This window comes from Spirilliplanes yamanashiensis (assembly GCF_016863475.1).
In the GTDB taxonomy this organism is placed as follows: Bacteria; Actinomycetota; Actinomycetes; order Mycobacteriales; family Micromonosporaceae; genus Spirilliplanes; species Spirilliplanes yamanashiensis.
The window spans coordinates 1-11,495 of sequence record NZ_BOOY01000015.1; the positions used below are offsets into that span (position 1 = coordinate 1).

General features: G+C 74.5%; 10 protein-coding genes and 2 tRNA genes. 4 read left to right on the plus strand and 8 right to left on the minus strand.

The window, feature by feature from the left end; genetic code table 11:
• Window positions 1-53: 53 nt before the first annotated feature.
• From Sya03_RS10810 to Sya03_RS10835, 6 genes are all read right to left on the minus strand, one after another.
• Window positions 54-127 (minus strand) — tRNA-Asp (locus Sya03_RS10810).
• A 22-nt stretch (window positions 128-149) separates the two neighbouring features.
• Window positions 150-222, minus strand: a tRNA-Glu gene (locus tag Sya03_RS10815).
• 136 nt (window positions 223-358) lie between these two features.
• Window positions 359-1,345 carry a MerR family transcriptional regulator gene (locus tag Sya03_RS10820; protein WP_203938105.1) on the minus strand — a complete coding sequence of 329 codons (987 nt, stop codon included), beginning with the start codon at window positions 1,343-1,345 and terminating at the stop codon, window positions 359-361.
• Window positions 1,338-1,904 (minus strand): isopentenyl-diphosphate Delta-isomerase, encoded by a 567-nt coding sequence (idi, locus tag Sya03_RS10825; RefSeq protein WP_203938106.1) that lies wholly within the window; start codon window positions 1,902-1,904, stop codon window positions 1,338-1,340. Before idi ends, Sya03_RS10820 begins: the two co-directional genes overlap by 8 nt.
• Window positions 1,901-3,370, minus strand: a complete 1,470-nt coding sequence (crtI, locus tag Sya03_RS10830; protein WP_239107322.1) for a phytoene desaturase family protein — start codon at window positions 3,368-3,370, stop codon at window positions 1,901-1,903. The genes idi and crtI overlap by 4 nt, the downstream gene beginning before the upstream one ends.
• 26 nt (window positions 3,371-3,396) lie before the next feature.
• Window positions 3,397-4,530: a polyprenyl synthetase family protein gene (locus Sya03_RS10835; protein ID WP_370871933.1), complete on the minus strand. Its 1,134-nt coding sequence runs from the start codon at window positions 4,528-4,530 to the stop codon at window positions 3,397-3,399.
• 59 nt (window positions 4,531-4,589) lie between these two features.
• Here Sya03_RS10835 and Sya03_RS10840 point away from each other — a divergent pair, with 59 nt between their 5' ends.
• Window positions 4,590-5,489: a phytoene/squalene synthase family protein gene (locus Sya03_RS10840; RefSeq protein ID WP_203938108.1), complete on the plus strand. Its 900-nt coding sequence runs from the start codon at window positions 4,590-4,592 to the stop codon at window positions 5,487-5,489.
• Window positions 5,486-6,799, plus strand: coding sequence for a cryptochrome/photolyase family protein (locus tag Sya03_RS10845; protein WP_203938109.1), 1,314 nt, complete (start codon window positions 5,486-5,488; stop codon window positions 6,797-6,799). The genes Sya03_RS10840 and Sya03_RS10845 overlap by 4 nt, the downstream gene beginning before the upstream one ends.
• A 58-nt stretch (window positions 6,800-6,857) precedes the next feature.
• Here Sya03_RS10845 and Sya03_RS10850 read toward each other — a convergent pair whose 3' ends face one another.
• A complete protein-coding gene (locus Sya03_RS10850; protein ID WP_203938110.1) occupies window positions 6,858-7,718 on the minus strand; it encodes a hypothetical protein in 861 nt (286 codons plus the stop codon).
• Between the two features lie 72 nt (window positions 7,719-7,790).
• Window positions 7,791-8,837 carry a serine hydrolase domain-containing protein gene (locus Sya03_RS10855; protein ID WP_203938111.1) on the minus strand — a complete coding sequence of 349 codons (1,047 nt, stop codon included), beginning with the start codon at window positions 8,835-8,837 and terminating at the stop codon, window positions 7,791-7,793.
• Between the two features lie 34 nt (window positions 8,838-8,871).
• Between Sya03_RS10855 and Sya03_RS10860 the strand changes: the two genes are divergently transcribed.
• The gene (locus tag Sya03_RS10860; RefSeq protein WP_203938112.1) at window positions 8,872-10,245 is read left to right on the plus strand and encodes a dihydrolipoyl dehydrogenase family protein; all 1,374 of its coding nucleotides are present in this window, start codon (window positions 8,872-8,874) and stop codon (window positions 10,243-10,245) included.
• A 10-nt stretch (window positions 10,246-10,255) separates the two neighbouring features.
• Window positions 10,256-11,110 carry a Rieske (2Fe-2S) protein gene (locus Sya03_RS10865; RefSeq protein ID WP_203938113.1) on the plus strand — a complete coding sequence of 285 codons (855 nt, stop codon included), beginning with the start codon at window positions 10,256-10,258 and terminating at the stop codon, window positions 11,108-11,110.
• Window positions 11,111-11,495 lie beyond the last annotated feature (385 nt).

An 11,495-nucleotide genomic window follows, 5' to 3' on the forward strand; every position in this document is an offset into this window, starting at 1 on the left:
TTTTCAGTCGGACGCTCGTACCAACTGAGCTACCTGGCCGTGATGGCGTTTTGCGGTCCTGACGGGACTTGAACCCGCGACCTCCGCCTTGACAGGGCGGCGAGCACTCCAACTGCTCCACAGGACCTTGCTCTTCACTTGTCGTACCGTGCCCCCAACGGGATTCGAACCCGTGCTACCGCCTTGAAAGGGCGGCGTCCTGGGCCACTAGACGATGAGGGCGGCCCCGCCATCATTGCACACGTACAACGTTGGCGATTGAAGCCCCATCCGGCCCCGCCGGAGGCTTGGAAAGCATACGTGATGCCCCAGGCCCCCTCCAAACCGGTATGGCTGTCGGCTCTGACCTGCGGATTTGTCAGCGCGCGGGCGGGATGGCGCCGCGGATGTGGCGGACGGCGTCGGTCAGGTTGGCGAGGTGGGGGACCTCGGGTGGGAGGTCGTCGTGGTTCCAGCCGGGGCCGGCGGCGGCGACCAGGACGGGGCGCCAGCTGCCAGTGAGGAGTTGGGTGAGCTGGTTGGCGTTGGCGGTGGCGGGGCCGTGGGACCAGACGACGACGGCGACGGGGCCGGTGCGGGCGACGGCGTCCTTGAGGGCGCGGGCGGGGACGCGGGCGCCGAGCAGGCGGCTGGGGATGTCGTTCTCGGCGAGGGCTGCGGCGAGGGCCTCCAGGGGCAGGGTGTGCTGTTCGTCGTCGGCGCAGGAGAGCAGGACGCGGGGGACGCGCTGGTCGGTGTGGCGGCCGGCGATGGCGAACGTCTCGGTGATGCTGCGGGACAGGAGGTGTTCGACGTCGATGAAGCGCTGGGTGGTGGCGTGGCGGCGGCCGACGCCGACGAGGACGGGGGCGATGACGGTGTCCCAGGCGGCGATGACGCCCTGGTTGTGCACGACGGTGCGCAGGATCTCGCGCATGGCGACGGTGTCGAGGCGGACGGCGGCGCGGGCGAGGCCGCGGGCGGCGGGGCCGGCGCGGCCGACGGGGATGCTGTTGCCGCCGCCGTCGCGGTGGTTGCGGGGCGGGCCGGCGTGGGCGGTGGCGCGGGGGGCCGGGTTGTGGACGGGGCCGGCCGGGGCCATGGCGGGCTGGTTCTCGGGGACCAGCCCGGTGGCGACGTCGATGCGCCGGGCCCAGGCGGCGGCCTCGGCGGGGGCGACGCCCTGGGCGGTGAGGCGGCGCATCATGTCGAGCCGCGCCATGTCGTCGGGCGTGTAGCGGCGGTGCTGGCCGGGGGTGTGCCGGCTGGGCCCGAGCCCGTACCGCTGGTGCCAGGTGCGCAGGGTGGTGACGGCGACCCCGAGGCGGCGGGCCACCGCTCCCGCGCTGAGTCCGTCGTCAGCCACCGGAGTGCTCCGCGGGACGGTCGAGGTGGGCGAGGAGGCGGTCGGTGACGCCGGCCAGCCAGGGCGCGTACGCCCGGGGCTCGACCTGCAGCCCGATGCGCAGGTCGGCGGGGCTGACCCAGCGCAGGTCGGCGACCTCGTCGGGGTCGGGCAGCGGGGTGTCGCGGTCGGCGGGGAGCCGGCCGACGAGCACGTGGTCGTACTCGTACTCGACGCGTCCGGTGGCGGGGTCCTCGGCGTAGTAGGCGTGGACGCCGACCTCGGCGAGGGTGACGTTGCCGACGCCGATCTCCTCGACGAGGCGGCGGGCGGCGGCCTCGGTGACGGGTTCGCCGGGGGTGGGGTGCCCGCAGCAGGTGTTGGCCCAGCGCAGCGGGAACCGGGTCTTGACGGCGGAGCGCTGCTGGAGCAGGACGCGGCCGTCGTCGGCGATGAGGAAGACGCTGAAGGCGCGGTGCAGCCGGCCGGGCGGCAGGTGCGCCTCGCTGACGGTGGCGGTGCCGACGGCGGCGCCGTTCTCGTCGACGAGTTCGACGAGGTGGTCCTCGCGGGTGGTCATGAGGCGCCTCCGGGGAGGCGGGCGGCGGCGAGCTTGCCGGAGATGAGCACCATGGGTACGCCCACGCCGGGCTGGGTGCCGGAGCCGGTGAACACGACGTTCTCCAGGGATGGGTGCAGGTTGCCCGGTCGGAACGGGCCGGTCTGGGTGAAGCTGTGCGCGGCGGCGAACGGGGTGCCGCCGGCCATCCCCTGGGCGGCCCAGTCGGCCGGGGTGATGACCTCGAGCACCTCGATGCCGTCGCGGAAGCCGACGTAGCCGCGGTCCTCGAGGACGCCGAGCAGCGAGTCGGCGTAGCCGGAGCGGGCCCAGTCGATGGGCGCCCGGTCGAGGTTGGGCACGGGGGCGAGCACGTAGTAGGTGTGCCGGCCGTCGGGGGCGGCGGACGGGTCGCTGCGGGTGGGGTTGGTGACGAGCAGGGACGGGTCGCTCATGACCTCGCCGCGCTTGATGACCTCGTCGAACGTGCCCTTCCAGGCCCGCCCGAAGTGGATGTTGTGGTGAGCGATCTTGCTGTACCCCTGCTTCGAGCCGACGTGCAGTACGACGCAGGACGGCGAGTAGCTGAGCTTGCGCGGGTAGTCGGAGCCGAGCAGCGTCCAGGCGACGGGCAGGTCGGGGTTGAGCACGACCACGTCGGCGGGGATGCGGTCGCCGTCGGCGGTGATGACGGCGGTGGCGCGGCCGGCGGTGGTCTCGACGCGGGCGACGGTGGTGTCGTAGCGGAAGGTCACGCCGTGCTTCTCGGCGGCGCCGGCGAGCGCGCGGGGCACGGCGTGCATGCCGCCCTTGGGGAAGTACACGCCGGCGACGCTGTCGAGGTACGAGATGACGGCGTAGATGGCGAGGGCGTCGTGCGGCGCGAGCCCCGCGTACATGGCCTGGAAGGCGAAGATGCGGCGGGTGCGCGGGTCCTTGAAGTACTGGTCGATCTTCGGCTGGAGGCGGCGGAAGCCGCCCATGCCGAGCAGCTTCAGCAGGTTGAGGTTGAGCAGGTCGACCGGGGTGTCGAGGTTGCGGTCGATGAAGTCGGACCGCTCCAGCTCCCACAGCTTGCGGGCGAAGTCGACGAAGCGCAGGTAGCCGTCGGCCTCGCGGGGCCCGCAGACGCGGGAGATCTCGGCGGCCATGCGGACGGTGTCGGTCTTGACGTCCAGCGTGGAGCCGTCCGGGTAGTAGGCCCGGTAGGCGGGGTCGAGCGGGGTGAGGTCGAGCCAGTCGTCGAGTTCCTCGCCGACGGCGGCCAGGGGCTCGGCGATGAGCGACGGCATGGTCAGGACGGTGGGGCCGGTGTCGAACTCGTAGCCGCCGCTGGCGAGCCGCCCGGCGCGGCCGCCGGGGACGGATTCGCGCTCGACCACGGTGACGCGGCGGCCGCTGCCGGCGAGGTGCAGGGCGCAGGCGAGGCCGGCGAGGCCGGCTCCGACCACGACGACGTGGTCGCTGGGTCCGGTGACGGTGCGCACGGGGCTCCTCCAGGGGGTCGGGATGATCATGCCGCTCGGTCCCCGGCGGAGACGGCGAGGTCGGTCAGGGCGGAGCGCACAGTTGCGTCGATGGGCGCGTCGGAAATGCACTCGACCGCCTCGGCGAGCCGCTGCTGGATCAGGTCCTCCACGCGCGCCACGGCGCCGGTCTCGGCGATCGCGTCGCGGGCCGCGTCGACGTCGCCGCCGTCGAGGGCGGCGGCCTGCGCCCGGTCGGCCAGCTCGCGGGCGAGCAGCAGCAGCGCCGTCGGCTTGCCGGTGATCAGGTCGTCGCCGGCGGGCTTGCCGGTCACGGCCGGGTCGCCGTAGACGCCGAGCAGGTCGTCGCGCAGCTGGAACGCCTCGCCCACCGCGAGCCCGTACCGGTGGTAGGCGGCGCTGACGGCGGCGTGCCGGTCGCCGCGGCAGGCGCCCCCGCAGCACACCGACCGGTCGGCGAGGGCGGCGCCGTACTGCAGCGGGCGCTGCACGGTGTAGCTGGCCGTCTTGTGCCGGGCGACGACCAGCGACCGCTCGACCGTCCAGGAGTCGGGGTCGGCCTCGCCGAGGATGTCGAGGTACTGGCCGGCCACGGCCTCGACGCGCATCCGGTCGTAGCAGGCGCGCACGGCGAAGACGGTGGCCGTCGGCAGCGGGGTGGTGGCCAGCAGCTGGTCGGCCCAGACGAGGCACAGGTCGCCGGCCAGCACGGCGGCCGCGTTGCCGAAGTGGCCGGCGTCGCCGCGGCGGGCGCCGGCGACGTGCTCGGCGGCGAACAGCCGGTGGGCGGTGGGGCGGCCGCGGCGGGTGGCCGACGCGTCCATGACGTCGTCGTGCAGCAGCGCGAACGCGTGCATGAGCTCCAGCGCGGCCAGCGCGGGCAGCACCGGCTCGACCGATTCCTGCGGTCCGACCAATCCGCGCCACCCCCAGTATCCGAATGTGGGGCGGAGGCGTTTGCCGCCGGCCAGAACCGCGTCCTGAGCGATGCGGGCGAACCCGCCCAACGCGGGGTCCACGGTGTCGAGGAGGGCGATCTCCGCGGTGAGGAACCGACGCAGCGTCTCGTCGACCGCCGGTGCCAGGTGCGCCGCGGCGGTCACCGGAGACCCGGGCTGGGCGGCTTCGTCGGTCTTCGCCGCGAGGGTGTCGTTGGCCACGTCATCGACGATAGCCTAGACTCCAAGTTGCGTCGATTCATGAGTCGAAAGAGGTGCCCGTGGACATCGATCTCGCCGCGTCGTACGAGCGGTGCCGCGTGCTGCACCGGCGCCACGGCCGCACCTACTACCTGGCCACCCGCCTGCTGCCCGCCTGGAAGCGGCGGCACGTGCACGCCCTCTACGGCTTCACCCGCTACGCCGACGAGATCGTCGACCGCACCGAGGCGCTGCCGCCCGCCGAGCGCGCGGCCCGGCTCACCGCCTGGTCGGACCGGTTCCGCGCCGGCCTGCGCGGCGAACCCATCGACGACCCTCTGTTGCCCGCCGTGCTCCATACCGTGGCCGTCTTCGACCTAAACCTGGACGACTTCGACGCGTTCCTGCGCAGCATGGCGATGGACCTGACCGTCGAGTCGTACGCGACCTACGCCGACCTGCTCGACTACATGGAGGGCTCCGCCGCGGTCATCGGCACGATGATGCTGCCGATCCTCGGCTCGGCCGACCCGGCCGCCGCCCGCGAGCCCGCCCGCCAGCTGGGCCTGGCGTTCCAGCTCACCAACTTCATCCGCGACGTCGCCGAGGACCTCGACCGCGGCCGCACCTACCTGCCGGACGAGCACCTCGACCGGTTCGGCGTCACCCGCGCCGACCTGCTCGCCGCCCGCGACCGCGGCGAGGCCACCCCGCAGATCAAGAGCCTCATCGCGTACGAGTGCACGGTGGCCCGCGAGCACTACGCGGCCGCCGCCCCCGGCATCCCGCTGCTCACCGGCGGCTCGCAGGCGTGCATGCGCACCGCGTACCGGCTGTACGGCGGCATCCTCGGCGAGGTCGAGGCGCAGGGCTACGACGTCTTCGTCCGCCGGGCCGTCGTGCCGAACCGGTGCCGCGCCGCCGAGGTGGCCCGCGCCCTGACGACGCCGCGCGGGCGGCCGGTGGAGCTGGCCGCATGAGGACGGCCGTCGTGCTGTTCACCCGCGACCTGCGGGTGCACGACAACCCCGCCCTGGCCGCAACCTGCGCCAACGCCGAGCGCGTCGTTCCCCTGTTCGTGCTCGACCCCGGCCTGCTGGGCCGCTCGGCCAACCGCGACCGCTTCCTGCACCAGGCCCTCGCCGACCTGCGCGACGGCCTGCGCGCCCGCGGCGGCGACCTCGTCATCCGCCGCGGCGACCCGGTCACCGAGGCGATGCGGGTGGCCCGGGAGACCGGCGCCGAGGGCATCGCGCTCGCCGCCGACGTCACCTCGTACGCCAAGCGGCGGCTGCGCCGGCTGGAGGCCGCGGCCGCCGAGGAGCGGGTGGCCGTGCGCACGTTCCCCGGCGTCACCGTCGTCGACCCGGGCGCGCTGCGGCCCGCGGGCGGCGACCACTACCGGGTCTTCTCGCCGTACCACCGGGCCTGGGCGGCCGCCGCGTGGCGGGACGAGGTGCGGGCGCCAAGCGCGATCACCCTGCCCGACGGCCTGAGCCCCGGCGAGGTGCCGGAGCCGCCGCCCGGCGACTCCCCGGACGCGGCGCACGGGGGCGAGACCGAGGCCCGCAAGCGGCTGCGGCGCTGGCGCGACCACGTCGGCGACTACGCCGAGCACCACAACGACCTGCCCGCCGACGACACCAGCCGGCTCAGCCCGTACCTGCGCTTCGGGTGCGTCTCCCCGCTGAGCGTCGCCACCGCGGTGCGCGACCTCGACGGCGCCGAGCCGTTCGTCCGGCAGCTCGCCTGGCGCGACTTCTACTACCAGGTCACCGACCGGTTCCCGAAGCTGTCCACCGAGCCGTACCGGCGTTCCGGCGACAGCTTCGACTGGCGCTACGACGCCGACGCCATGACCGCCTGGCAGCAGGGCCACACCGGGGTGCCGGTCGTCGACGCCGGGATGCGCCAGCTGCTCGCCGAGGGCTGGATGCACAACCGGGCGCGCCTCATCACCGCCGCGTTCCTCACCAAGCACCTCGGCCTGGACTGGCGCGACGGCGTCGCGCACTTCTTCCGGCTGCTCCTGGATGGCGACGTGCCCAACAACTCGGGAAACTGGCAGTGGGTGGCCGGCACCGGCAACGACACCAGGCCCTACCGCCGGTTCAACCCGATCCGTCAGGCCCTGCGGTTCGACCCCGACGGCACGTACGTCCGACGTCACGTGCCCGAGCTGGCCGGCCTCGCGGGACCGGCGGTGCACCAGCCCTGGCGGCTCGCCGGGGTGGACTACCCGAAGCCGCTGGAGTCCCACCGCGACGAGGCGGTGTGGCTCCGGCCGTGAAGCGCGGGACCTGCCGAACGCGTCCGTGGCACAGCCTCGGCAGGTCCCGCCCCGCACGTCACGCCGGCAGGTCGCGCCAGCTGTCGTAGTGGTGCACGGCGATGCCGCCGAACGAGTACGTGGTGCGCGTCGCCGCGTCCACCTCCGCCAGCTCGTTGCCCAGGTGGGTGGCGCCCTCCTCGGCGAACGTGCAGTAGCCGCAGTCGCTCAGCGGGCCGGTCTCGGCGCCGAGCCGCACCCGCTTGCCGGCGGCCGAGCCGCGCACCAGCCAGTCCTTGCTGACGGCGAGCATCGAGTTCGTGCCGACGCCGGTGTCGCGGTAGCTCATGATGGTGACCGCCGAGACGCGCTTGAGCACCTCGTTGGCGAGGTTCAGGGTGCCCACCTTGTACTGGCCGTACCAGAACGGGACGTCCGCCTCGACCGGCAGCGCGCTGCCGGTGCGCAGCTTGTCGAGCAGCGCCAGGAACTGCTTGGCGGTCTGCTGGTAGGCGGAGGTCCAGCCCGGCAGCAGGTACGGCTCGACGTCCACGTGCAGCCCGGCGAACAGGCCGGTCCTCACGACCGCCCGCTGCCAGGCCAGCGCGGACCCGTGGTCGGTGGTCCAGGCCGGGTCGCCGCCGAGGGCGGTCAGCCGGACCTTGCGGGCGTCGGCGAGCTGCTTGAGCTCGCGCAGGCGCGGCAGCGAGCCGTCCGTCGCGACCTGCGTGCCGACGTGCACGAAGATCTCCTGCACCCCGCGGGCGCCAGCGAACTCGATGACCTCGGCCGCGGGCGCCTCGCTCCACAGCCACATCGCCCGGGTGCCGGGCGCGGCCGGGGGCAGCGGCGCGCTACCGGCCGGCATCGCCGCCGGGCCCACCAGGGCGACGCCGAGCAGCAACACCACCACCATTCCCGCACGCCATGTGAGCCGCATGACCGTCACCCCCGTCCCTGATCGCCGGGGGCCCTTCCCCCGCTCGCGGAGGTTCAGGATCGGTCGCGGCGGTCACGACATGAGCGCTTCGAGCAGGGGTTCGAGGCGGTCGGCGGCCGAAAGCCGGCGGGTCACGTACCCGACGGCCAGGCCCCGCGCGGGTACGGCGTAGCCGCAGCTGCCGCCGATGCCGCCCATGCCCCAGTCGCCGTCGGGTTCCAGCTGCATGCCGAGCGTCCACGTCACGGTGCGGCCGAGCAGCAGGTCGACGCCGGTGAACTGCGGGATGGTGATCGCGCCGGGCGCGGCGAGCAGCCGGTCGTACAGCCGGGCCAGCCCGGTCGCGGTGGCGTGCAGGCCGACCGCGGGCACGCACGCCCGCCGCCACAGCGGCGAGTTGACCACGTCCAGGTCGACCGCGCCGGCCGGGTTGGCCAGCGCGCGGTGGCGCAGCGAGCCGGGCTCGCCCAGCACGTCCACCGGCCACGTGCTCTCGGCGTACTCCAGCTCCGCGCAGCGGCCCAGGTCGGCGGCCGGCAGCGCGAAGCCCAGGTCGAGCCCCCACGGCCCGGCGATCTCCTCGGCGACGAACCGGCCGAACGGGCGGCCGTCGACCCGCCGGACCAGCTCGCCGACCAGGTGGCCGTAGGTGAGGGCGTGCTCGGCGGCCGCGCTGCCGGGCGGCGTCTCCGGCTCGGCGGCGGCCAGGTCGGCGCAGAGCAGGTCCCAGTCGGCCCACGCCGTGTGATCGCGCGGGACGCCGAAGGCGGGCAGCCCGGCGGTGTGGCTGAGCACGTGCCGCACCGTCACGGCCGTCGCCCGGAACCCCGGCCAGTGCCGGGCCACCGGGTCGTCGAGCCCGATCAGGCCGCGGTCCACCAGCAGCAGCGCGGCCAGCGCCGCGACGGGCTTGCCCACCGAGTACGTGTTGACCAGCGTGTCCGGCGCCCACGGCCGGGTCCGCGCCCGGTCGGCCCAGCCCGCGCGCAGCTCCACCAGCACCTCGCCGCGGCGCAGCACCGTGAGTGCGGCACCCGTCTCGGCGCCCGCCGCCACCTGCCGCTCCAGCTCCTCGCGGACCGCCCCGAACCCGGGCGCGACGTAACCCTGCACGACCATGGCCGCACGGTAACCGCGGTGGGATGCTGGCGGAATGGCAGCTACCGAGGTGGACGTCGTCGTCATCGGGCTCGGCGTCGGCGGCGAGGAGGTCGGCGGCCGGTTGGCCGACGCCGGCCTGACGGTCGTCGGCGTGGAACACACCCTGGTCGGCGGTGAGTGCCCGTACTGGGGCTGCATCCCGACGAAGATGATGACCCGGGCCGGCAACGCGCTCGCCGAGGCGCGGCGCATCGACGGCCTCGCCGGCCGCGCCACCGTCACCGCCGACTGGGCGCCGGTCGCCCGCCGCATCCGCGACGAGGCCACCGACGACTGGGACGACAAGGTCGCCGTCGACCGGTTCACCGGCCGCGGCGGCCGGTTCGTGCGGGGCCGCGCCGCGATCGCCGGCCCCGGCCGCGTCGTCGTCGACGGCGCCGACGAGTACGCGGCCCGGCGCGGCATCGTCGTGGCCACCGGCACGACGGCTGTCGTGCCGCCGATCGACGGCCTGGCCGGCACCCCGTACTGGACCAACCGCGAGGCCGTCGAGTGCGCCGAGCTGCCGGCCTCGCTCGCCGTCCTCGGCGGCGGCGCCATCGGCCTGGAGCTGGCCCAGGTGTACGCGCGCTTCGGCGTCGCCGTCACCGTGCTCGAACGGTCCGAGCGCCTCCTCGCCATGGAGGAGCCCGAGTCGTCCGAGGTCGCCCACGCCGCCCTCACCGCGGACGGGGTCACCGTGCGCACCGGCGTCGGCGCCACCGCCGTGTCGTACGCCGACGGCTTCACCCTCACCCTGTCCGACGGCGGCACCGTCACCGCCGAGAAGCTGCTCGTCGCCACCGGCCGCGCCGCCCGCCTCGGCGGCCTGGGCCTCGACACCCTCGGCATCGAGCCGGGCCGGTTCCTCGACGTGGACGAGCGCATGCGCGCCGCCGACGGGCTCTGGGCCGTCGGCGACGTCACCGGCCACGGCGCCTTCACCCACCTGGCCATGTACGAGGCCGGCATCGCGATCCGCGACATCCTCGGCCGGGAGGGCCCGCCCGCCGACTACCGCGCGCTGCCCCGCGTCACGTTCACCGACCCGGAGATCGGGGCCGTCGGCCTCACCGAGGCGCAGGCGGCCGAGCGGGGGATCGCGGTGGAGACGGCGTTCACGCCGCTGTCGTCGTCCTCGCGCGGCTTCATCCACGGCCCCGGCAACGAGGGGTTCGTCAAGCTCGTCGCCGATCCCGCCCGCGGCGTCCTCGTCGGCGCCACCTCGGCCGGCCCGGCCGGCGGCGAGGTGCTGGGCGCGCTGTCCGTCGCCGTGCACGCCGAGGTGCCGGTCAGCACGCTGCAGCACATGATCTACGCGTACCCGACGTTCCACCGGGCCATCGAGGCGGCCGTGAGCCAGTTTTCTTTCCCGCCCCGGGGGTAGGTGCTCAGGCATGCTCCGCCAACTCGTGAACCGGCTCGAACAGGCCAGCGCCCTGGACCCGGCGGGCGACAAACTCAAGGCCGCCGTCCAGGCGACCATCCGCCCCCGCAAGCTCCGCGACGTGCTGCACGGCGTCTTCCTCGGCCACCCCCTGCACCCCGTCCTCGTGCAGCTCCCGGTCGGCGCGTTCATGAGCGCCGCCGTGCTCGACCTGCTCCCCGGCCAGCGCCGCGCGGCCACCGCCCTTGTCGCCACCGGCGTCGCGGGCGCCCTGCCGGCCGCCGCCGCGGGCCTCACCGACTGGGCCTCGCTGGCCCGCGAGCAGCGCCGCGTCGGCCTCGTCCACGCCGTGGGCAACACGATCGCCCTCGGCCTGTACGCCGGCTCGCTCGCCGCCCGCATGACCGGCCGGCACCGGTTCGGCCGGATGCTCGGCTACGCGGGCCTGTCCGTCGCGGGCGGCTCGGCGTACCTGGGCGGCCACCTGTCCTACAAGGAGGGCGCGGGCGTCAACCACGCCGTGCCCGAGCTGCGCATGATCCCGGAGGGCTGGCACCACGTCGCGTCCATGGCGGAACTGCCGGTCGGCAAGCCGGTGGTCCGCACGGTCGGCTCGGCCCCGGTCCTGCTGTACCGGCACGGCGACTCGGTGACCGCCATGATCGAGCGGTGCGCCCACCAGGGCGGCCCGCTCAGCGAGGGCGAGGTCACCGGCTCGGGCCCGTCGGCGTGTGTGGTGTGCCCGTGGCACGGCAGCACGTTCCGGCTCACCGACGGCCTGGTGGTCCGCGGACCGGCGGCGTCCGACCAGCCGGTGCTGCGCACCCGGGTGGCCGGCGGCCAGGTGGAGATCAGCCTGCCCTGACCGATCGCACATGACGAGACGGAGCCCTGCACGGCAGTCGTGCGGGGCTCCGTCGTGCGGTGCGGACCCGTCTGACCTGGGCCTTCGTGACGGCGACGCACTACGGGTGCGGCATCGGGCGACCCCGATTTGGCGGGCCGTCAGGGGCGTTGTAATGTTCTTTCTCGGCAGGGGAACGGACGCCCACCGCGCAAGCGAAGTTGCGGCCGGCCTGCCAAGCCTCCCAGCACGGACGAGCGGTGAACTGCTGCGCGCCTGCGCCGGGAAGCTACTGGGACGGAACGGCACGAACCGGGAAATACCGGTTGACAGGGCCGAGACAGACCGGTAAAGTTGAGCGAGTGCCCCGCGGTCGGGGGGCCCGAAACGGGCCAGCCGATCGAGG